19 protein-coding genes are annotated in these 21,689 nt (G+C 44.4%); 10 read left to right on the forward strand and 9 right to left on the reverse strand.

All coding sequences use genetic code 11. From position 1 onward, the window contains the following. Positions 1-268 precede the first annotated feature (268 nt). Positions 269-784: an NUDIX hydrolase gene (locus CAG60_RS01065; protein WP_154171143.1), complete on the forward strand. Its 516-nt coding sequence runs from the start codon at positions 269-271 to the stop codon at positions 782-784. 119 nt (positions 785-903) lie between these two features. After that, positions 904-1,683: a TetR/AcrR family transcriptional regulator gene (locus tag CAG60_RS01070; protein ID WP_158145451.1), complete on the forward strand. Its 780-nt coding sequence runs from the start codon at positions 904-906 to the stop codon at positions 1,681-1,683. 59 nt (positions 1,684-1,742) lie between these two features. Here CAG60_RS01070 and CAG60_RS01075 read toward each other — a convergent pair whose 3' ends face one another. Continuing rightward, positions 1,743-3,005, reverse strand: coding sequence for a DEAD/DEAH box helicase (locus CAG60_RS01075; RefSeq protein ID WP_161438072.1), 1,263 nt, complete (start codon positions 3,003-3,005; stop codon positions 1,743-1,745). A gap of 164 nt (positions 3,006-3,169) precedes the next feature. Beyond that, entirely contained in the window at positions 3,170-3,301 is a 132-nt protein-coding gene (locus CAG60_RS16745; protein ID WP_261384366.1) for a hypothetical protein, read from the reverse strand. 310 nt (positions 3,302-3,611) lie between these two features. Here CAG60_RS16745 and CAG60_RS01080 point away from each other — a divergent pair, with 310 nt between their 5' ends. After that, positions 3,612-4,817 (forward strand): aromatic amino acid transport family protein, encoded by a 1,206-nt coding sequence (locus CAG60_RS01080; protein WP_154171146.1) that lies wholly within the window; start codon positions 3,612-3,614, stop codon positions 4,815-4,817. 231 nt (positions 4,818-5,048) lie between these two features. After that, positions 5,049-6,473, forward strand: a complete 1,425-nt coding sequence (locus tag CAG60_RS01085; RefSeq protein WP_154171147.1) for a methyl-accepting chemotaxis protein — start codon at positions 5,049-5,051, stop codon at positions 6,471-6,473. A gap of 153 nt (positions 6,474-6,626) precedes the next feature. Here CAG60_RS01085 and galE read toward each other — a convergent pair whose 3' ends face one another. Further along, on the reverse strand, positions 6,627-7,652 hold the full coding sequence (galE, locus tag CAG60_RS01090) for a UDP-glucose 4-epimerase GalE (RefSeq protein WP_161438073.1): 1,026 nt from the start codon (positions 7,650-7,652) through the stop codon (positions 6,627-6,629). Positions 7,653-7,903: 251 nt separating this feature from the next. On the opposite strand from galE, the gene CAG60_RS01095 reads away from it, so the two are divergent. Further along, positions 7,904-8,644 carry a 5-oxoprolinase subunit PxpA gene (locus CAG60_RS01095; RefSeq protein WP_161438074.1) on the forward strand — a complete coding sequence of 247 codons (741 nt, stop codon included), beginning with the start codon at positions 7,904-7,906 and terminating at the stop codon, positions 8,642-8,644. On the opposite strand, the gene CAG60_RS01100 is transcribed toward CAG60_RS01095, so the two are convergent. From CAG60_RS01100 to CAG60_RS01110, 3 genes are all read right to left on the reverse strand, one after another. After that, entirely contained in the window at positions 8,641-10,110 is a 1,470-nt protein-coding gene (locus CAG60_RS01100) for an FAD-dependent oxidoreductase (RefSeq protein WP_161438075.1), read from the reverse strand. The genes CAG60_RS01095 and CAG60_RS01100 overlap by 4 nt on opposite strands. A gap of 396 nt (positions 10,111-10,506) precedes the next feature. Next, the gene (locus CAG60_RS01105) at positions 10,507-12,948 is read right to left on the reverse strand and encodes an FtsX-like permease family protein (RefSeq protein WP_161438076.1); all 2,442 of its coding nucleotides are present in this window, start codon (positions 12,946-12,948) and stop codon (positions 10,507-10,509) included. Continuing rightward, complete coding sequence (locus CAG60_RS01110) at positions 12,945-13,640, reverse strand: ABC transporter ATP-binding protein (RefSeq protein WP_004396609.1); 696 nt, start codon at positions 13,638-13,640, stop codon at positions 12,945-12,947. The genes CAG60_RS01105 and CAG60_RS01110 overlap by 4 nt, the downstream gene beginning before the upstream one ends. On the opposite strand from CAG60_RS01110, the gene tesA reads away from it, so the two are divergent. The 3 genes from tesA to CAG60_RS01125 all read left to right on the forward strand — a co-directional run bounded on the left by tesA (position 13,639) and on the right by CAG60_RS01125 (position 17,469). Continuing rightward, positions 13,639-14,256: a multifunctional acyl-CoA thioesterase I/protease I/lysophospholipase L1 gene (gene tesA, locus CAG60_RS01115; RefSeq protein ID WP_154171151.1), complete on the forward strand. Its 618-nt coding sequence runs from the start codon at positions 13,639-13,641 to the stop codon at positions 14,254-14,256. The genes CAG60_RS01110 and tesA overlap by 2 nt on opposite strands. A gap of 154 nt (positions 14,257-14,410) precedes the next feature. Next, a complete protein-coding gene (gene fabV / locus CAG60_RS01120) occupies positions 14,411-15,607 on the forward strand; it encodes an enoyl-ACP reductase FabV (RefSeq protein WP_154171152.1) in 1,197 nt (398 codons plus the stop codon). Positions 15,608-15,813: 206 nt separating this feature from the next. Continuing rightward, positions 15,814-17,469, forward strand: coding sequence for an ABC-ATPase domain-containing protein (locus CAG60_RS01125; RefSeq protein ID WP_161438077.1), 1,656 nt, complete (start codon positions 15,814-15,816; stop codon positions 17,467-17,469). Positions 17,470-17,577: 108 nt separating this feature from the next. On the opposite strand, the gene CAG60_RS01130 is transcribed toward CAG60_RS01125, so the two are convergent. Further along, positions 17,578-18,201: a DNA-J related domain-containing protein gene (locus CAG60_RS01130; protein ID WP_161438078.1), complete on the reverse strand. Its 624-nt coding sequence runs from the start codon at positions 18,199-18,201 to the stop codon at positions 17,578-17,580. A 515-nt stretch (positions 18,202-18,716) separates the two neighbouring features. On the opposite strand from CAG60_RS01130, the gene CAG60_RS16470 reads away from it, so the two are divergent. Continuing rightward, positions 18,717-18,947 (forward strand): hypothetical protein, encoded by a 231-nt coding sequence (locus tag CAG60_RS16470; RefSeq protein WP_072671066.1) that lies wholly within the window; start codon positions 18,717-18,719, stop codon positions 18,945-18,947. A 24-nt stretch (positions 18,948-18,971) separates the two neighbouring features. Here the strand turns inward: CAG60_RS16470 and CAG60_RS01135 are convergent, their stop codons facing one another. Next, positions 18,972-19,676 carry an HAD-IA family hydrolase gene (locus CAG60_RS01135; protein WP_161438079.1) on the reverse strand — a complete coding sequence of 235 codons (705 nt, stop codon included), beginning with the start codon at positions 19,674-19,676 and terminating at the stop codon, positions 18,972-18,974. Between the two features lie 300 nt (positions 19,677-19,976). After that, positions 19,977-20,510, reverse strand: coding sequence for a hypothetical protein (locus CAG60_RS01140; RefSeq protein ID WP_237667739.1), 534 nt, complete (start codon positions 20,508-20,510; stop codon positions 19,977-19,979). 173 nt (positions 20,511-20,683) lie between these two features. Between CAG60_RS01140 and CAG60_RS01145 the strand changes: the two genes are divergently transcribed. Next, the gene (locus CAG60_RS01145) at positions 20,684-21,157 is read left to right on the forward strand and encodes a CreA family protein (protein ID WP_161438080.1); all 474 of its coding nucleotides are present in this window, start codon (positions 20,684-20,686) and stop codon (positions 21,155-21,157) included. Positions 21,158-21,689 lie beyond the last annotated feature (532 nt).

Raw genomic sequence — 21,689 nt, forward strand, 5'->3', positions numbered from 1 at the left:
GTATTTTAAACTCGCACAGCCTTATACCAGATCTCAATAGTGAGAAAAGGGTTGAGATCAAAGTTTGCAGAATTACTTCTCAACTCATTGATGCGTAAATAACAAATTCATAGAAACGTCACGTCTGGACATCAATTGAGTTGGGGTATCCGATTAAATGGGGTAAGGTTAGTCGCTTAACGATAACCGCCCTCTGTTGATACCCTATTGCTTTTATTCATCGCTGACTGCCACGGCATTTCAACAGATAAAAATAGATTATTAGTCCATGATAAAAACCATACACCACTGGAAAAACATTGCACTGGTTGAAGAAACCATTATCTATCCAAACGGACAAACCTTGGTTCATACCACCATCAAACACCCGGGTGCCGCAGTCATCTTGCCCATCACGGCAGATAAGCGAATTATCGTTATTCGTCAATTCAGACCTTCGTTAAAAAAATGGTTACTCGAATTACCCGCAGGGACCATCGAAAATAATGAAACTGCACTTGAATGTGCACAACGTGAGCTAGAGGAAGAGACTGGCTATAGTGGCGAACAATTTTTTGAATTAGGCCAAGTCACTCCGATGGCCGGATTTTGTGACGAAATACAATATCTATTTGTCGCCAAACAACTGACGAAAACACAGCGCTTTCAGTGTGATGATGATGAACTAATAGAAGTATTAAGCCTAACGATGGAAGAGCTCGAACAATACATTATTGATGGCGATATCAGCGATGCAAAAACCATCGCTTGCTTAAGTAAAGCCAAACTCTGCGGTTATGTATGAACCTTCGCATTAATTAAGGTGAGGTTTTGTGCAGTCAATCTCTCCATGCTCCAGTTATCCGTGAAACTCTGCGGTAGATCTGGTAAAACATCACAGTAATCAATCAACGAAGAAGTGCCATGACGGAAAAACGACAAGGGCGGCGCAGTGCTGAAGATGCACTGAACACTCGCTATCATATCCTCAAAGTTGCAGCACAACTGTTTTGTGATTTCGGTTATGCACGAGTCTCTTTGCGTAACATTAGTGAAAAAGCCGGAGTGTCACACAGTTTGATTCGTCATCATTTCGGTAGTAAAGAGAAAATCTGGCACAGCATTAGTGATGGCCTGCATCTGTATGTTGAGCATTATATGCGTAAGGTGATCAAAGAGATCCCAGAATCCATGCCAGCTAACGTGAAAGTCTATCTGTTTATCATGCGTTTATTGGCTCATGGATTGATTGTCAAACAACCTATCCAGCTGATTGCTGATGCCGTGCGTCAAGACGATGCGTTAATCGACTACTTTATCGATACTTCAGGTGAAATAGAACGATTAATTGAAGGGTTTGCCGAACAGTATAATCAACAGTGCCCTGAAACGCCGATCAAAATTTGGGAAGTGAAATGGCAAATGATCATGTATACCCACAGTGCGGCCAGTTTAACGCCTTTTCTCAAAGAAACATGGCGAGATGAAGAAGCGGACCTCGACCAATGCTTACTCAATCACTGGCAACTGTTTAATGGGTTAATGATTCAAAAATACCGCATTACTGACGAGTACGCTTTATCTCCTCGCTCCGTCAAAGAGCTGGTTTATGATGTGCAGTATGATTGGCGAAAACAGTGCGCCCTCTCTCATCCATCGGAAAACCTCTCCACTGACGAAGACTCATCAGCGACAACCGATTAAGCCAATATCTAACATATAACCCCCTAAAGGCTCACGTCTTCAGGGGGTTATATGTTTAACTATCTTTTACCACGCTTGGCGTGAATTTTCAGCTTAGCCTTTAATTGGCGTTTCTCCGCCGAGCGGCTCAATCGCAGAGAAGGCGTATCGTCATAACGTTCTAATGGCGATGGTTCAAAACCTTTTAACCACTCTTGTGGTAAGCGCTGATCCAGCAACCGCTCAATCGCTTGCAACAATGGCTCTTCTTGTGGACTCATTAAAGAGACCGCCAAACCGGATTGTCCTGCCCGTCCCGTACGGCCGATACGATGAACATAGTCTTCCGCTTTATAAGGCAGATCGAAATTAACCACTTGCTCTAACTGGGAAATATCAATCCCGCGCGCGGCGACATCCGTGGCAATTAACGCCCGAATCTTGCCGGCTTTAAAATCATCCAACGCCTTTTGTCGCGCGCCTTGGCTTTTATCACCATTGATCGAGGCTGCTTTAATACCATCCAACTTCAGCTCTTGAGCTAAAGCATCACTGCCCTGCTTAGTCTTAGTAAAGACCAACACTTGCTGCCAGTTACGTGAACCGATCAAATACGCCAATAACTCACTTTTACGTTTTTTATCAACCGGATAAACCATTTGTGACACTGTGTCTGCCGTCGTATTCGCTGGCGTCACTTGCACCTCTATCGGTTCATGCATCATCCGATAAGCCAATGCCTTAATTTTTTGATCGAAGGTGGCAGAGAAAAATAACGTTTGTCGTGCACGATTTAATTTACGCAAGACTCTTTGGATATCAGGCATAAAGCCCATATCCAGCATTCGATCCGCTTCATCCAACACTAAGGTTTGTACGTTACCCAAATAAAGACTTTTCACATGTGCATGATCCAAAAGCCGTCCTGGCGTGGCGATGAGTACATCAGCACCACCACGAAAATGCTGTTTTTGCACACTCATACTGGTACCGCCATACGCAACAACAATTTTTAACTCGCTGCCTTTCGCGTAAGCAGTCAGGCTCTCAAATACCTGCTGGGCAAGCTCACGCGTTGGCACCAACACTAAAGCGCGAATATCCCTGTTGCTCAAATCGATACTAGTTTTTGATGCCGCCAAGCGTTGTAATATTGGCAGACCAAAGGCCGCCGTTTTACCCGTTCCGGTTTGCGCTCCAGCAAGCACATCATGTCCCGCCAAAATGGGCGGGATGGCCTGAATTTGAATTTCTGTTGGCGTCTCAATACCTAACGCATTCAGGCTCTCAACTAAAGTAGGTGCAATACCCAAGTCTAAAAAGGTTTTGAAGGGTGAAGACATGCTACTTTCCTTTTAAAAATACAAGAAACGCCCAGCGTTCGACGCTGAGCGTAAAGAAAATCTGGGCGCGGATTGTAGCAAATAGTTATGGATTTGGCTTTGCGAAAATGAGAATCGCCACCTATAGTGATTATTTTGTACGCAAATGGAAATCATGATGCGAACTAACAGAGTAAGGTAACGTCAGCCTCGCTAGTGTCATAAGCCGTAGTATCGTAGTGACTTAATTCACAACCAATTTCCAACGCGTCTAACAGCTCTAAAGTATCATCATTAAGGTTTATCTGGTCTGTCATCTCGACCTCCTGTGTTATTACTGGAAAGGTGAATCACTTTTCCACTCCGTGTAATTTTGTGTCGTACTCAACGAGAACAATACCAACTACAGATTTAACACAGTCAGCGATGCATCACCAGTCAGACCAAACTAAAGATTCAGTGTACAAATAAAATTACACTAATGAACTTAATTTTTTACAACACCATTGACCTTATTGATTAATTTATTCAAAATAGCCAAAAACACCTAAGCAGCGGCCTAAACATCGTTTAACTGACTCCGTCGCACCCATTTAACCACTAAATACGTACAGATAAGTTTACAATATGATTAAATCAAAACTGTTAGGTAGTAGCTTAATTATTGCAGGAACGACGATTGGCGCGGGTATGCTCGCTCTGCCTTTGGCTTCCGCTGGGCTTGGATTTTCGACGGCATTAGTCATTATGCTTGGTCTATGGGCCTTAATGGCCTTCACCGCATTATTGATGGTAGAAATCCATCAATACTCAAGTCAAGACGCCACGTTGCATACCCTCGCGAAAGAGATACTCGGCACAAAAGGCAAGTGGATAGCGACCTTCGCTATGCTGTTCTTATTTTACTCGTTATGTGCTGCTTATATCGCTGGAGGTGGTGGGCAGTTTACTCAACGGATCAGTGAATTTACTGGATTCACTATATCTGCGCCAACAGGCACTTTGCTGTTTACCGTTATTGTCGCTGCGGTAGTCACCATCGGTACAGCGACGGTCGATAAAGTCAACCGCTTATTATTTGCCGGTAAAATCATTGCCATGATCATGGTGCTGACGTTTCTTGCCCCTAATGTTACTGAGTCCTACTTATTAAGTATGCCACTTGGACAGGGGCTGATCATTGCTTCTATCCCCGTGATTTTCACCTCGTTTGGTTTTCATGGCAGTATCCCTGCTATCGTCAACTATCTTGATGGACATACCCCATCACTGCGTAAAGCCATCGTCTTTGGTTCGGCTATTCCACTGATCATTTATATCCTGTGGCAATTAGCCACACTCGGTGTCGTTAGCCAAGCTGAGCTGGTTCAAAATAGTGGTTTGTCTGCCTTAATTGGCACATTGGCACGCAGTGCACATCAATCGGGCCTAGGGAGTATGATCGGTATTTTCGCGGATTTAGCGTTATTGACTTCTTTCCTCGGTGTTAGCTTAGGTTTGTTTGAGTTTATGGGTGATACGTTACGTAAAAAAGGGGCAGGTGTGAATCGGTTCGTCGCTTCTGTCGCCACCTTTACCCCACCGCTTTTGTTTGCTTTATTCTACCCGCAAGGCTTTATTATGGCCTTAGGTTATGCGGCAATTGCTTTGGCGGTGTTGGCGATATTTTTACCGATTGCGATGGTCGTGCGCGTTAGAAGTCAAAGCTCCTCACCTGAGTATTACCAAGTGATTGGTGGTAAGCCAGCCTTGATGATTACAGGGGTCATTGGCTTATTAATTGTTGCAGCCCAATTAATGATCACCATTGGCGCACTTCCCGCACTCGGCTAATCACTGCCATTCAAGCGCCCTGCTTGGAATTCTTTATGACCTTTCTCAAAGCCCGAATAAGAATCCTTATTCGGGCTTTGATATAAATGCTGAATATATCGATCTACCTCTCACTTCTTAAACATTGGTACATATATATTTCATAAATATATGGGATATTACACACTTTAATCGCTCAGATAGCCGTAAAATCGCTCAACCCCTACGCCATTGTGCTGCACCGGAGAAGATATGAAACAAGTTCCATTCAGGATGATTGATCGTGTATTCATCAAAATATCCATCAACGATAAGATGTGGGCCGTGTTTGCGCTCTTTTTTATCACACTAAGTGCCCTAGCTGGCGCTCGCTATATCAACACTATTACCAACTTTGAGACTCAAGCGAAACAAGCGGTAGAATATAAGCTGCAAGGGATCATCAGTCAAAATGCCATTACCCTGATCCCGGGATTAGAATCTCGCGCTGCTTTGCAAGATACGCAGTATCAACAAGGTCGAGTCATGGCGACGGCTCAAAGCAACAATGGGCAGGTCTATCGTTTAACGGAAGACTTCTCTCGTCAAGAGCAGCAAATGCGCTCTGCCGCTTTTAAGGTGCTTTTATTCAGTTACTTGTGGGTTCTTCCGTTCGGGCTTCTTTGCTATTGGATTGCGACTTTCTTAGGTGGAGCATTGTGGGATCTCTACACTACGACGCAAAAAATTGCGAAAGGCGATCTGACTTCCCGCTTAGGTTTTCATCCTGGACGTGATGAGTTTGGTACCATTGGCTGTGCACTAGATAAAGCCATGGATACCTTGACTGAATTAGTGGTCACAGTAAAAGACAACTCAGCGACACTCACCGATACCTCAAAAGTGTTTGCCGGTGAAATGAAAGAGAGTGAAAAACAAATTCATAATCAATACGCGTCGTTAGATTCTGTTGCCACCGCCATGGAGCAAATGACGGCCTCCGCACAGGAAGTGTCGAGCATTTCTCGTCAAGCCACTCAACAAGCAGAGCAAGATGCGAAACAAGTTGAGATTGGTCATCGTCGAGTCACTCAAGCGATCAACGAAATTGAACAATTATCACGCTTTATCGGTCAAACATCCTCATCGGTAACAACCTTAAATGAAAATGCGATCAAGATTAATGAAGTGATCACCACCATCAACGCTATCTCTGAACAAACTAATCTTCTCGCACTCAACGCAGCGATTGAAGCCGCACGAGCTGGTGAACAAGGTCGAGGATTTGCTGTGGTTGCTGACGAAGTTCGCACTCTCGCTAGCCGTACACAATCAGCCACTATTGATATTCAATCGATGATTGAAAAACTGCAAAGTGAAAGCCGTACGATAGCAAAAATGACCGAACAAACGGTAGGACAAGCGCAAAGTAGCAGCAGCTTAGTAATGGAAATTGGCCAAGATATTGAAAAGATCGCTCATTCGGCACGGATGATCAATGATATGAGTGTACAAATTTCAACGTCTGCAGAAGAGCAAAGTTCGGTAGCCAATGATATTGCATCAGAATTAAGCGATATCCGTAGTCAGTCCAATACCATTCGTCGCGTCGCAGAAAAATCCTCATCTGGGATTAATGAAATCAGTCAAGCGACGCAAAACCTCAGTCAAATATTAAGTCGCTACCAAACGAATTAATCCGCCGCTTTCTCCTCTCATTTGAGATGAAGAGTGATTTATTAAAAAGCCAGTCAACTAATGTGACTGGCTTTTTTATTGATAACCATTTGTTGGTGACCAATAACGACTGACCATAGCCCAAAATAAGTGATGGCTAATAACGTCGTTTAGTTATATCGCTTCACTATCCGGATAACCTTGAGGATTTTGTGACTGCCAACGCCAAGTATCTTGCGCCATCTCTTGGAGGGTGCGTGTCGCTTGCCAATTTAGCTCTTTCTGAGCTTTCGTTGGATCGGCCCAACATTCGGCAATATCACCCGGGCGTCTTGCCACTAACTGATACGGTATTTGACACTGATTAGCGGTTTCAAAGGCTTTGACCATCTCTAACACACTGTAACCCTGACCTGTGCCTAAGTTATAGATATGTAGCCCTGACTGAATGCCGACTTTTTGTAGTGCCGCAATGTGCCCATCAGCCAAATCCATCACATGAATATAATCGCGTACACCAGTACCGTCTTTGGTGGGGTAATCACTGCCAAAAATAGACAGACATTCGCGCCGCCCGACAGCAACTTGAGAAATGAACGGCATTAAATTATTCGGAATGCCTTGCGGATCTTCACCAAGCTCTCCCGATGGATGCGAGCCAACCGGATTGAAATAACGCAAAAGCGTGATGCTCCAATCTGGATTAGCACGTTGAAAATCATGTAGACACTCTTCAACCATCAATTTACTACGCCCATAGGGATTCGTCGCGCTGGTCGGAAACTGTTCAGTGATTGGCACGCTAGCAGGATCGCCATACACGGTCGCAGAAGAACTGAATATTAATGATTTCACCCCCACTTCACGCATCGCGGAAACGAGCACTAAGGTACCATTGACATTATTATCGTAATATTCGAGCGGTTTTTGAACCGACTCACCGACCGCCTTCAACCCCGCAAAGTGAATCACCGATTCAATCTCATGTTCGGCCATAATGCTCATTAACCGCGCTTTGTCACGAATTTCGCCATGAATAAAAATGGGGCGACAACCTGATATTTTCTCAATTCTGTCCAATACCGAGGCTTTACTATTGTATAAGTTATCAACAATAACTGGCGTCATGCCCGCTTGAATCATCTGGATACAAGTATGACTACCGATATAGCCCATTCCCCCGGTGACTAACACTTTCATACCTAGCTACCTTTGTTCGTTAATTTGTACATCTTAGTTATCTGTTTGAGTCATTGATTCGATTGCAGCACGATTGACCACGTTCATAAACCTATTCTATCGTTAAGTACTTTCAAAATACTAATAAAGAATCCAAGAAAAAAACTGTCATCGTATTGATCTTATCCTATAAGATAATGATAAATAGGCTCAAACGATGACTAATATTCAACATCAGATAAGTAAGGGATAACCAATAAGGATCACCTTCTGTGAGTACGACGCGAACGATCAAACTAAATTGTGATATGGGCCAAGGCTTTGGTGCATGGCAGATGGGGGCTGATAAAGACATCATGCCTCATATCGATATGGCTAATATCGCCTGTGGATTTCATGCTGGCGATCCACATCTCATCAGTAAAAGCATTGATTTAGCACTACAAAATGACGTCATGATTGGTGCTCATCCCGGCTATCCTGATAAACAAGGCTTCGGTCAACGCTCCTTTGCCCTATCGGATGAAGAGATATGCGATATTGTGATTTATCAAGTTGGTGCGCTCAAGGCCTTGTGTGAGAGCAAAAATGCCGAGCTAAGCTATGTCAAACCCCATGGCGCGTTATATCGTGACATGATGAGTGATAAAAATATTTTCCGATCGATGGTCGATGCAGTCTCTTGTTTTAATCTTCCCCTGATGATTTTAGCCTCGCCGAATAACCAAGATTATCTCGATCTGGCGGATCGCTTTGATGTGCCGCTGTTATTTGAAGCGGTTGCCGATAGAACGTATCTGGCTAACGGGCAATTAACGCCCGACACGCTACCTAATGCGATACTGCATAGCGAAGAAGCGGTATTAAACCAAGTCAAACAAATCTCTCGTTATGGAAAAGTAACCAGTGCAGACGGTTTTATTTTGGCGATTGAAGCAGACACCTTATGCGTCAACCCAGGACATCCAAAAGCGGTTGAATTGATCAACCGCATCCGTGAGCAGTTGCGTTAATGATTACTAATGCCAACAACCTTAGCTAACGCAATCGGATAACCACGCTGCTCCGCTAACTCGATGGCTTTTTGCTCAATTTGTTGCTCGCTAAAACTTAAACACACCGGGTGCTGCTGCTCAATCGATAATCCAGAATCAACGTCGGCTAATTGCCATGTCGAAACCAGTCGTCTCGCTGCTTCCAAAGCCGATGAGCCTTTTACTACCTCGATGCGAGCATACTGGTTGGCCTCAAACGTAACATCTGCCGCTCGCAGTGATGCATCGACACCTGGGATCTGCTGAGCACCAAATAATGGGTTTCCACCAACCTCTGCACAAGCGAATTCGGGTACAAATTGACTCATGTGTTGAATTGCTCTTAAAGTCCGCTCACTTAGCGCTTGGCTTGACCAGCCTTGAGTCAGCTTTTCCTGCAGATAAGCGGGCAAACAAGGTTGTGAGGATTCCGCCGTCGAAGACACCAAGCCGTCACTGAACAACGTAATGTCTTGTGTCATACCGTGCAATTGAAAAACACCATCCGCATAAGGGGTTAGCTGAGCCATTCCTTGTGGTGTGCCTCTCGGGCCATGGAAAATTACCTCAGGCCACTCTTGATGACAACGCGGCCAGTGGGTCACAAACGCAGCTTTAAACTCAACCAGACGCTGCCGAGGATGTTGAGTTAAATCATCAATTTTACCCGTTTCATAACCGCAGGCATTAATTAAGTAGTCACACTGTAACAATTGCTGATGACCATGACGATCTTGATAGGTTAACTGCCACTGTTGATCGACGAACTGGGAGTCAACCAACGTCGCTTGGGTGATGACTTGGCAATTTGGCAACGCTTCTAAGGTTAAGTGTGCGCTGGCGGCTAATCGGAAGACGCTCCAACCATATTCTTGCACGGCAACAACCGGATATTTCAGTTGAGATAAATCCGTATGCTGGGCAAAAGGGATTAACCAATCATCGAAGCTGGTTGGTACCTTCGGTTGTGACTTAAGTGCAAGACGCTCAAGCTCATCTTGCTGATAAAGACGAAAATAGTCACTGGGTTCACCGAGCATTTTATTGTGACAGTCTTCGACGACGAGCTGCTGGTAAGCGGAACGAATGACTTCTAGCCTCGGTAACACTTCCTGTACAGATCCAGGATCACTGTGTGGAATGGCGATCACTGTGGGTCGACGATTTAAGGTGTGCGGATATAACCTTACGGTTTCTATCGATTGACGCAGTAATTCAATGCACTGCTGTTGAGAAATTTCTCGATATAAATTACCGCCTGCATGAAGATGGCAAATCGGTGGTCCGTTGACGAGACCAGCACTCTTTTCCAACAAGGTCACCTTTAACCCGAGTTCACTTAGATGCACCGCGGCGGTGGCACCTGCGACACCACCACCAATAATGGCGACGCTCGGGGCTTGTATTTCTGGTTTAGTAAGTAACATTTCACTGCCGTTGGTCATTACGTTGCTGCCTATTCTAAAACGTGTAAAAGGTTATGAAAATCACATTTTTCACAAGGTCTTATCGATGTTATACCCAAATGGGCCTCGCTCGCTCGACAATGGACTCAACCGATCATCGGTGAAAGCCATGAGTCGCGAGACCTTCCCTAAATGCACACAGGATAACGGGGGTTTGATGTAACGTGGCACCGTTATCAACTGTGCAAAATTTATCAAAAAAGCCTTGACTGATTATCCGCTTATCTTCGACTGTCGCTCACTGTGAATAACGGATTATCAGTAAGCTTGAGCGGCATTGGCTTAGCATGCTGATCGCTATCTATGACCAATCAAGTTATCCCAACCTTTATCCACTGTTTTTGTGGATAAGTTCTTTACTTACTCAAGATACGATTAACTTAAAGCTCGGTTAATCGGCGTTAACAATCGCTGTAACAAGCTACTAACCACAAGGGCTAAAGTAACAAAGGTCATCACTGGTAGAGCCAACCACATCGAAAAATGCGTCACTGGGGATAAGTCAAACCCCCAATACATGATACTGCCAACAATCACATCGGCACTGATTGCCGCCACCAACCCAGCTATTAACGCCATTACCCCATACTCAGCCCATAAGGTTGCTGTTACTCGGCGGCGACTTGCACCAAGCGTACGGTAAAGCTGGATTTCTTGTTGACGTTGACTCAAACTTAAACGCAATAAGGTAAAAATCAGCAAAATACCGGCTAACATACCAAGCGCGGCCAATACCGTAATCGACCAAACGATTTGCGTCAGTAGCTGCTGAATCTTTTCTCCCATCGCTCGGATATCCATTAAGCTCACTGTCGGATGCTGGCGAGACAACTCACTGAGCAAGGGTTGGTGATCAGATTCAATCCGAAAGCTCACCATCCAACTGCCTGATACGTTTTGCATCACATCCGGCGAAAATATAAAAAAGAAATTCGGTTTCATTTCGCGCCATTCTACGTGACGAATCGTATTAACAACCGCACTAATGGTTTGACTACTGATCATAAAGCTCAGCGTATCCCCCACTTCAATCCCTAATTCTTGAGCTAGGGATTGTTCAATTGAAACGGCCTGACTGGCTACCCATTGCCCTTCCACAATCGTGTTATAACTCGGTAATGTATCACCCCAAGTAAAATTAAGTTCACGGCGCAGCGCGTTAGGGCCATCTCCATTCTCAATTCTTTCCTGAGCGACTTGACCATTAATATGGGTTAGTCGACCACGAATAATCGGAAACGCCTCAGATCGTTCAAGACCCGCCTCATCGAGAGCTTGCAAATAAGCCTGCTTTTCATAATCAGCAATATTAATTGCAAAGGCATTCGGTGCATCGGCAGGTAATACTTTTTGCCAATCCGTCAGTAAATCGGTACGCACCAACCACATCACAGCCAATAACATTAGCGATAATGATAACGCGCCAAACTGTAGCCCCGTAGCGACACTCGAACGATTGATTCGGCTCAATGCTAAACGCATCGCCGTATTCAGCGGTAACAAACCCAATACGCGGATTAACAACAGACTGATCACGGCTAAGACAAAAAACAGCCCAAGAATGCCAAATAAGATGATCCACACCAATTGGTTTTGCCAATAAACCACCACCATAGGCACCAATGGTACAGCGAGTAATAGGGTATTCCATAAGCGACGGCGAGCGGCTTTAACGGGCTGTATGACACTGGCAGCGTTAACATTCAGTAGATAACCAAGAGGAATGCCTAATGCGGGTACGGCAATCAAAATACTCGATAACAACGCCACCGCGACAGGTTGGAAACCATAAGTCGGTAGAGGATCAGGCAATAAATCAACCAACGGTATTCTGAGTAAAAATTCCAATCCAACGCCAATCAGAGTACCGCCTATGGCAGCAAAGAGTAGCAACAGTCCAATTTGAATCGTTAACCAACGCACGATCCATTTTTTGCTCGCGCCAAGACTTTTTAACATGGCAATCGTACGTTGGCGCGTCGAAACATAGTGCTGACAGGTTAAGACTAACGTCGTCGCCGCCATCATGATCACAATCGCGACGGTTAACGACAAATATTGCTGAGTACGTTCAAAAACTTCATTACTCTGATTGGTGGTTTCTTGATCTCGCCATTCGTCACTCGGTCCGAGTTCGAGCGATGATTTTAATGGCTCAATCTGATGATCCGCGCCGAGAATGAATAACCGATATTGAACACGGCTACCCAGTTGAAGGGCCCCCGTCTTCGCCACATCTGCTTGATGAATATAAACTACCGGCATTTGTTGAAAAGGATTAAAACTTAACCCTGGCTCGTCAATAACTCGACCACTGACCTGAAAATCAGCGTCCCCCAAAGTAACCGTGTCACCTATCTCTACATTAAGTTGAGCAAACACGCGATCGTCTAACCATAACTGGTTGGCTTGCACACGATGAGACAGCGCAACACCATCACTTAGGGTCATTTTGCCAAGTAGCGGATAGGATGCATCCACCGCGCGAACTCCGACCAATTGCATACCATGATCACTGAACGCCATGGTCGCAAAACGCGTCATCTGCGAAGTACTTAACGACTTCTGTTCCGTGAGCGCCAATAAAGAGTCTGGAATAGGATTAGCCGACACATACACGCTGTCGGCGGTAAGCGCCTCTTTCCCCTGTTTGACGACCACTTGTTCCATGCGCTCAGCTAAAGCGCTTAATGCAAACAAACAAGCAATAATCAAGGTTAACGCCAACGAAATCGGCCACAACTGACCATGACGAATTTCACTCAAACTCCAACGTAAAAACCGCTGATTCAAAGTAAGGGCTGGGCTTGTTTTCACACGCGTTCCTCCAACTTACCCGCTTGCATGTAAAAGCGGCGCTGACAACGTGCTGCCAGTTTAGGGTCATGAGTCACCAACACTAGCGTTGTGCCATGTTGTTGATTGAGTTCAAACAGCAAATCAATCACTTTACTGGCCGTTTCTTGATCTAAATTGCCGGTGGGTTCATCGGCAAACAGCACTTGAGGTTCAACCATAAAGGCCCGAGCAAGGGCAACGCGCTGCTGCTCACCGCCAGACAGTTGATTGGGTGAATGGTGTAAACGGTGAGCAAGACCAACCGAGGTCAATAACGCCTCAGCTCGCGCTCGATTTTCAGGTTCCCCTTTTAACAGACAAGGTAGAGTGACATTATCGAGCGCCGATAAGCTTGGGATCAGTAAAAAACTCTGGAATACAAACCCAATCGATTGACTGCGGATCGCCGCTCTCGCTTCATCATCGAGTGAAGAGAGTCCCTGCCCAAGTAGATACACTTCGCCTTGTGTTGGCGTATCTAAACCGGCTAATAACGTCATTAGGGTTGATTTACCTGCGCCAGAGCTACCGACAATCGCTACGCTTTCACCAGCACCGATGGTAAGATTAATATCATGAAGAATGGTCAAGGTCTCCTGTTCAGTGGAGACCACTTTTGAAACCGACTGTACTGAAATTACAGATGGTACTGAGCTAACGGAGCTTTGCATGGCGAAACGACTTCCTTTGTTATTTTTAGGGTTTATTTTTTCTAGCATGATGCTATTTACAACGACGGCACGCAGTCAAACCTTACTAATTTTGGGTGATAGTTTGAGCGCAGGCTATCAAATGCCGATTGAGCAAGCATGGCCGACCTTACTTGAAAGCCAATTAGCATCACACCACGAGGTTACGATTATTAACGGCAGCATTTCTGGAGATACCACAGGTAACGGGTTAGCGAGACTTCCTTCACTACTTGAGCAGCATCAACCTCAAACCGTACTGATTACCCTTGGCGCGAATGATGGCTTACGTGGTTTTCCACCTCAAGTAGTAGAAAATAATCTGCGCACAATGATCGAACAAATTAAACAAGCCAATGCACAGTCTGTGTTAATGCAAATTAAAACACCGCCCAACTATGGTAAACGTTACAGTGACTCATTTGCTGACGTCTACCCTCGCTTAGCCAAAGAGTTTGACCTACCTCTGATCGATTTTTTCCTTGAGCAAGTGATCATCAACCCCGAGTGGATGATGAGCGATGGGCTACACCCAAACTCAGCCGCTCAACCTTGGATCGCTCAATTTATGGCCCAAAAACTCGCGCCGTTACTGTAAATAATCATTCATGACGGCAACACCAGCTTGACAATTTAATCACCCTAGCAACCGTAAATTGCCTAAAACTGTCTGATTTAATGGTTCAGCTCAATAAACTTTACCATGCTTTACGTTATTTTATTGGTTCATCCACTGCACACAGGCCATCTTTATGCGCATTGAACCACTCATTCAAGGCATGGTTGCTCGCTCTGCTCATCCCTATGGATGTCAGCAAGCCGTCCTTCAACAAATTAATTACGTAAAATCCGCGCCATCGATCAGTCAAGGCCCTAAGCGAGTATTGATCTTAGGCGCTTCATCCGGCTTTGGGCTCGCCGCTCGCATTGCCTTGACCTTTGGTGGTGCAGACGCCGATACCATCGGTGTTTCATTAGAACGCGGACCTTCGAATAAAGGCGTTGGCAGCGCGGGGTTTTATAATAATCATTTTTTTAAACAATACGCCGAACAAGCCGGACGAGTAGCGATTAATATTACTGGTGACGTTTTTTCGAAAAACATCAGAGACCAAGTGGTGGAAGCGATTGAAACCTATTTTGAAGGTGAAGTCGATTTAGTGATTTATAGTATTGCCAGTGGTATGCGCCGCAAAGGCGATAGCGAAGAATTTTGGCATTCAGTCATCAAGCCGATTGGTGACAGTGTTACGGGTGCCACGGTCTTATTAGAAAATGATCAGTGGCTAGACACCACCTTAGCGCCAGCTTCAGAACAAGAGATTGCAGATACGTTAAAAGTGATGGGCGGCGAAGATTGGGAAAACTGGATCGACACATTGATTAACCATGATTCTTTAGCCCAAGGATGTAAAACCATAGCGTTCTCTTACGTGGGTTCTGAACTGACTCATCCTATCTACCTTGATGGCACATTAGGCCGAGCAAAAGTCGATCTGCACCAAACCAGCCATGCCTTAAACTTGAAACTCGCTAATTACGATGGCAACGCTTACGCCGCTGTCTGTAAAGCATTAGTAACCAAAGCCAGTGTGTTTATCCCCGCGTTTACCCCCTATATGCTTGCCTTGTATCGCGTGATGAAACAAAAAGGCACCCACGAAGGGTGTATTGAGCAAATGCAACGTCTATTTAGCGATAAGCTTTATACAGATAAGCCTGTTCCCGTCGACAGTGAACGATTAGTGCGAGTCGATGAATGGGAATTAGCTCCTGATACTCAAGCACAAGTTCAAGATCTGGTTCATCAAATGAATGGCTCTAACTTCACTGAATTGGGTGACTATCAAGGCTTCAAGCAAGAATTTTTACGCTTAAACGGCTTTGGTTTTCCTGAGATTGACTACCAACAAGACGTCGACCTTTCTCCCTTTATGGACCACATTTAACATGTGATGGGTGTTCTACTCCGTCAATCAACCATCATCTCCCCATGATGTATCGATAAGTTGGCGCTTGGAGATGATGGTACTAAACCAGTAAAGCCGTAAACCTTAACAGGTAAAGGTGATGAGAAGATCGGATGATTGCTTTACTCTGTCTATAGCGGTCCCTATAATCGCGCCTTTGTCATTCTCAATAAGTGATACTCGAGATGGATCTATTAATTGCAAACCTGAAAAAACTCGAAAAACAGAACTACCGTGCCTATCAGAAAATTAAGGGCCAGTATGACTTTGGTGATTTTACCCTGTCTATCGATCACGTTCAGTCCGATCCTTACGCATCAGCCTCTCGTTTGCGAGCACAACGTGCTTGGTCACTGACTGGATTAGAGTGGTTAAAAGACTGCTCAGCCACATATCAACAAGCCGCCCGCGACTTTATCGCTCGCCGCTTTGCTGAATTAGCCAAACAAGAAAACAGCCTATCTATCTCATTGACTGGGCAAACCGTATTGGACAGCACGTCTGTTCTGTTCAATCAACAAGGTATTGAACTTCGTTTTCGAATCAATTTACCCGCAGAAGGTCGTGATATTTTGGCCAAAAAAGCCATTAATATTTTAACGTTTCATCTGCCAAAATTTATCCGTCGAGCCACCTTAGAGCGTGAACTGGATAAACCCGCCTTGATTACCCATTGCCAAGTGGTTGAAGATCAGCAAGCGCTGCGTGATCAGTTATCAGCTAATGGATTGGTTGCTTTTGTTGCTAATGGTAGTGTCTTACCTCGTGTTGCGGGTAACTGCGATCTACCGATGAAAGAAGCGGTGCCTTTTCAAGCGCCAAAAACCCTGAAGATAACACTCACGACGCCAAACCAAGGCCCGATCACCGGCATGGGAATCCCTAAAGGTATTACCTTAATCGTCGGTGGTGGTTTTCATGGTAAATCAACCTTATTAACCGCGTTAGAGCGTTCGATTTACAATCACATCCCCGGAGATGGTCGAGAAGGTATCGTGACCGATCCGCAAGCAATGAAAATTCGTGCGGAAGAAGGACGTTGTGTTCACAACTTAAACTTATCAAATTACATCAATCATCTACCTATGGGTAAAAACACCCATGATTTTAGTACTCAAGATGCTTCAGGCTCAACCTCACAAGCCGCTTGGTTACAAGAGTCTATTGAAGCAGGCGCAAGCACCCTGTTGATTGATGAAGATACTTCTGCCACCAACTTTATGATCCGTGATGAAAGAATGCAGGCTTTAGTCGCGAAAGGCGATGAACCCATCACGCCATTGGTGGATAGAATTGGTCAATTAAGAGATGAACTCGGCATTTCAACCTTGATAGTCATGGGTGGCTCGGGAGATTATTTAGATATCGCAGATACCGTGATTCAAATGCATGATTATCAAGCGATCGATGTTACTGCGAAAGCACAACAAGTGATCCAACAGCATCCAACCTTACGTCGCAATGAGTGTGAAACGCCATTAACCGCTTTCCCTCCTCGATCATTAAACCGCAGTGTTTTACAAAAAATATTGGCAGAGGGTAAATTTAGAGTATCGGCTAAAGGCACCAGTTCACTACGCTTTGGTAAAGAATTTGCTGATATCTCGGCACTGGAACAGTTAGAGTCCTCTGCAGAGATTAACGCTATCGGCTGGCTTTGTTTTCAACTTGCCCAGCAGCCCGGTTGGGCAACTTATCCGGTACAAGAGCTAGCAGCGTTATTGGAAGGGGAATGGTACAGCAAGATGCCCAATCAAGGCGATTTGGCTAAACCACGTATTTTAGATGCGATGGCCACCTTAAATCGTCTACGTAAAGCACAATTTAAAATAGCCGAATAATCCACGTCGCTTAAAGATGGTCATTTTCAATATCCTCAACACACATGATAACAAACCGTTTCTGTGAGTTGGGGATATTATACAACGACGATAAATGCTCAACCCTATCTAATGCTCATGCCTCAAGACATTCCAAGCGGCGCACAAGATTCGAAATTGAGCAGCATTACCATTATCGCGATCCGGGTGCCAACGCAACGCTAATCGACGCCAAGTCTTACGAATTTCAAAAGAAGAGGCATCAGCAGGTAACTCGAATAACCGCAAAGCTTGAGAACGATCGAGGGTTTTAATGTCGTCCCCACCCACAAAACGCTGATAACGGGTCCAAAATTCATTCAGTAACCGCTTCACTTCCCCTTCACTGACTTCATAGTGCTCCCAACGCGAGTAATAATCACGCAGCGGATCATCAGAGTCTATCGCATAGTGCGAATGACTAAATACTGGCAATAGCGCAATATCCATCGCTTCAACTTGTAACCAGTTTTTCGGATACAACATCTCTTGTAACTGGTATAACGCGTTCATGATCAGAAAGTTTCGCTTAAAAAGATCTTTATCAGCAGCACTATCAAGCACAGGAATTAAGCCCTGCTCGCTAAGATGAGCCGCTAAGGTATGTACCTTCCAACCAGAAGATTGCCGTTTCAAAACTTCTAGAATGGGCCACAACAAGGGATTTTCCATGTAAGTTTGAAAGGTGGTACTCAAAGCCTGTGAATTTGCCATACTCTACTCACGCTACGTTGTCTCATTCCCATTCAAAGCTAAAGCTAGGCATTTGTCGAGCTTCCCTCCGCAGCTTAGTGTCAGTTTTTGAACTGGTCTGCGGTTCTCATGTAATTGTCGAATGTAAATCCTCATTTAGCCACTACTCCAACTGACGAAAATGGAACAAAAAGCCCTCGCATTGGATCTGCATCACAAATAAAACAGAAAACATGAAATCACTCTCAAAAATGAATCAAAGCTATCTTTATTTAATCAGTATCGTCACAAAGCCGATTATGCTTACTGCACTATTCTTAACCAATCGTGCCTAGAGAGCGGAAATTTGTTGATAATAAACACCGCCATTCTTGCTGTAGCACCAAATAACATGAATAGATTACCTAATAAAAGTAACCCCCGATATCACTTGGAATGATCAAAATAATTTCAAGAATGGAGCGAATAGCGACGTTTCTTTCGGCTTCAAATCAGAGGGGAAAATGAGACATTCTTTTTAATGCTGCTGAGTAATAATGATGACAACAAGAATCCCCAATATTGATATTGACGCTTGCCCATTATGTCAACATGATGAGTTTTTTATCTCTCAAAACGGCGAGAAGTTTTTTTGCGCACAGTGCGGTTTCCATACCCATCAGTTACAACAGATCCAACAACAAGTCTTATTAAGTAAACCAGCCGTCACACTGGCAGCAACTTATCTTCCTCATCAGTTGCACCCCTTAACCCAAACCCAGCATTGACGGGTAAACCATCGTGTTGACTGCTCAGCGCTTAATCAGTGTCTGAGCTTGTGTACTATTGGTTGATCTATCGCCAAGATATTCAACCAATTGTTGCAAATGATGCAGGGTAATCACATCAGGATGCAACACAGGATGAGAAAATAGAGGTGAACATAGTTGAAACGTCATAACTCCTGCGCTGATCCCCGCCTCAACCCCTTTCGGTGTATCATCTACATACACGCAATCTGCTAATGAAAACCCCATACTCATGGCACAATAACGCACCAAATCGGGTTCAGGTTTCCAGCTATTTGCCTCAAAGGCGGAATAAATGCGCCCACCAGTAAAATAGCGCTCTAGACCCGCTAATCTTAATTCAGCGACCATTTTGTCGTGTGGCGCATTTGAAGCAACACAATATTCAATATTATGCCGTTTGAGCTGCTCTAATAAATTAATCGCACCTGGCATAGGCTTAAGCTCAGTATCAAACAATGAGGTAAGCTCTTGCCGGTAACGAAGTTCTAGTTGATCAATATCAGCACTGATACCTGCAAATTGACAGGTATTAACCAGAATATCGGCAATTTTACCACCAGAAAAATGCTGCAAAACATTCTCAAGCGTTAATGAAACACCCAGCTCATTAAACACTCGCACTAGCGCGATACAGCTCAAACGCTCGCTATCAATCAACGTTCCTTCACAATCAAAAATCACACAGCGAATGGTACGGTTTTTCATGGCTGTCCTTATTATGCTTTGTGATGGCTAACGGCAGTTAAACAATCCCTATGCGATTTAACCTTATCACTCATTGCCGATCATTGATTGATAACCCATAGCGTTAATCATCAACACCAAGGCGACTTCAGGGGAAAGGGATAAGCCCCAAAGTAGTGTATACCGATGAGATAGCACTCGGATGATAGAGTTAACAAAATAAAGGAAAAGACCGACAATAATCCCGTATCTTCAAGCAACATCACGATTCTCTTCTATAGAAGCAAGATGAATGCAATAACTCAACGACGCCGAAAAGTGTTATGGCTGGGAATGCTCAATATAGATAGAACCGGAGACTAGGTTTTCTTGCTGATATTTAGCCACGACAGCAGAAACAAACTCATCACTAGAGGTAAAGATCGGGTTGTTTTGCATCACCACATCGGAGATAAGCAGTGACGAGCCATCACTGGTCACAATGGCAGCAGCCATCGGTTGAGCGTCAGCAAATCCCAAATATAAGCGGCAAGGCGGCGAATAAATGATCTGCGTGAAAAACTCGACTAATAAAGCTTGTTGGGCCGCTTGCTCACAACGCGTCGCTTGTAATAACGCAAACATAATGGTTAAACGATGAAAGTCCACCAAATAAATGGCCGCTAAATGACTCTCGGCAACGTGATGCTGCGCCGTAAACGCTTCACTGGGTAAGGCTTGATTTAATGTCTGATAAACCGTAAGGCCTTGCAGACTTTCTGGCGTCGGGAACTGGACATCAACCTGGTCGTACAACCATTGATTCTTTGCATCAATCAGTGATTGCATAGCGTTAGGTGAAGATAAATGGGTCATAGGAATTTCTTCTTCTCTGGCAAGCCATTTTGCTAAAAATACTTACCCATCTGGAGTAAAGAGGCAAAATTAAGGTCGCTTCTCAATATTTTACCTATCATAGCACAGTTCTCCACGCGCTTTTGTTTTGCTTACTGTTATTATCATGCTCTGTTTTGTCGAGGATCCCAGATATGCTCAAAAAATTAACCATCCTAGCCGTAAGTACTTTATTACTATCCGGCTGTGATCGCTCTGCCGTCGGCGATGTGAGTTTAGGACTATTTACGCTCAAAGACATTAAGCTTCACCATTTAACTGACCCCATTGTCACTGGAGTCACTTGTCATATTGCCAGTATTGAAGCGGATTTAAGCTTAGCTGATCCCTCTGATTCTTCGATATCTTGCCGCCAAACGGGTGAGATCACTGCTGAGATGATCGCGAATATCGATAAATCCAAATCTGGCGAAGTCGTGTTTAAAAAATCGAAGAGCATTTTCTTTAAAAGCATGAAAATCCGACGTATTTATGACCCTCAAACGCAAACCTTGATGTACGTCTCTTACTCAACCAAAGAAACCTCCGGCAGCTTTAAACACAGCCTTTCAACGGTACCATTGTGGGGAACCGCAGCCTATGTGGAGCCTACTTTGGTTAGCAATTAACGTTTAATCGCACCACTTGGCATTACCGATAAACAGTCAGTTAGTGAGTAATCAATTTATCTGCTGTAAATTTGAATAGCCGCTAACTGCCGCTTGAAATAAACTAGGCATCGCTCTCATTGCACCCTTGAGCAAAGGCAGACCATTAAAAAATAGACCAGATCAGGAATGCGTTTACCTATGCGGTGAATATTGTCCATTTCCATCTCTTCAATGAAATGTAATTGGTTATTGGCCGGCGTTTCTCAATCGATGATTTGAATCGATAGGTTGGCTTTTTTGCCATCGATAAATTCCGTCACACTGATACAATAAGTTAAGGCATTGGAAATGTGCTCAGCAAACAAACGATGGCTTGAAACGCTGATGGTATATGCCCGCAATGGAAATGTTAACTACCTCACTTCATGAGGAAAGGCGAGAGTTTGTGGTGCTGTATGTCGTCCGTGATTGAGACAACCGCATGTTGACCGTAAGTTAAAGCCATTCAAAACTATTTTTACGTTTTTAGTGATCTAGATCTTTATTTAAC

The organism is Vibrio sp. V33_P6A3T137 (assembly GCF_009904835.1).
GTDB lineage: Bacteria > Pseudomonadota > Gammaproteobacteria > Enterobacterales > Vibrionaceae > Vibrio > Vibrio metschnikovii.

Bases quoted from the DNA above. Each gene is read 5' to 3' on its own strand.
- CAG60_RS01125 (WP_161438077.1), top strand. From the start codon at position 15,814: ATGGATCTATTAATTGCAAACCTGAAAAAACTCGAAAAACAGAACTAC.
- CAG60_RS01100 (WP_161438075.1), bottom strand. From the start codon at position 10,110: ATGACCAACGGCAGTGAAATGTTACTTACTAAACCAGAAATACAAGCC.
- CAG60_RS16745 (WP_261384366.1), bottom strand. From the start codon at position 3,301: ATGACAGACCAGATAAACCTTAATGATGATACTTTAGAGCTGTTAGAC.
- CAG60_RS01145 (WP_161438080.1), top strand. From the start codon at position 20,684: ATGCTCAAAAAATTAACCATCCTAGCCGTAAGTACTTTATTACTATCC.
- galE (WP_161438073.1), bottom strand. From the start codon at position 7,652: ATGAAAGTGTTAGTCACCGGGGGAATGGGCTATATCGGTAGTCATACT.
- CAG60_RS01075 (WP_161438072.1), bottom strand. From the start codon at position 3,005: ATGTCTTCACCCTTCAAAACCTTTTTAGACTTGGGTATTGCACCTACT.
- CAG60_RS01140 (WP_237667739.1), bottom strand. From the start codon at position 20,510: ATGACCCATTTATCTTCACCTAACGCTATGCAATCACTGATTGATGCA.
- CAG60_RS01110 (WP_004396609.1), bottom strand. From the start codon at position 13,640: ATGCAAAGCTCCGTTAGCTCAGTACCATCTGTAATTTCAGTACAGTCG.
- CAG60_RS16470 (WP_072671066.1), top strand. From the start codon at position 18,717: ATGATGACAACAAGAATCCCCAATATTGATATTGACGCTTGCCCATTA.
- CAG60_RS01080 (WP_154171146.1), top strand. From the start codon at position 3,612: ATGATTAAATCAAAACTGTTAGGTAGTAGCTTAATTATTGCAGGAACG.
- CAG60_RS01085 (WP_154171147.1), top strand. From the start codon at position 5,049: ATGAAACAAGTTCCATTCAGGATGATTGATCGTGTATTCATCAAAATA.
- tesA (WP_154171151.1), top strand. From the start codon at position 13,639: ATGGCGAAACGACTTCCTTTGTTATTTTTAGGGTTTATTTTTTCTAGC.
- CAG60_RS01065 (WP_154171143.1), top strand. From the start codon at position 269: ATGATAAAAACCATACACCACTGGAAAAACATTGCACTGGTTGAAGAA.
- CAG60_RS01130 (WP_161438078.1), bottom strand. From the start codon at position 18,201: ATGGCAAATTCACAGGCTTTGAGTACCACCTTTCAAACTTACATGGAA.
- fabV (WP_154171152.1), top strand. From the start codon at position 14,411: ATGCGCATTGAACCACTCATTCAAGGCATGGTTGCTCGCTCTGCTCAT.
- CAG60_RS01135 (WP_161438079.1), bottom strand. From the start codon at position 19,676: ATGAAAAACCGTACCATTCGCTGTGTGATTTTTGATTGTGAAGGAACG.
- CAG60_RS01070 (WP_158145451.1), top strand. From the start codon at position 904: ATGACGGAAAAACGACAAGGGCGGCGCAGTGCTGAAGATGCACTGAAC.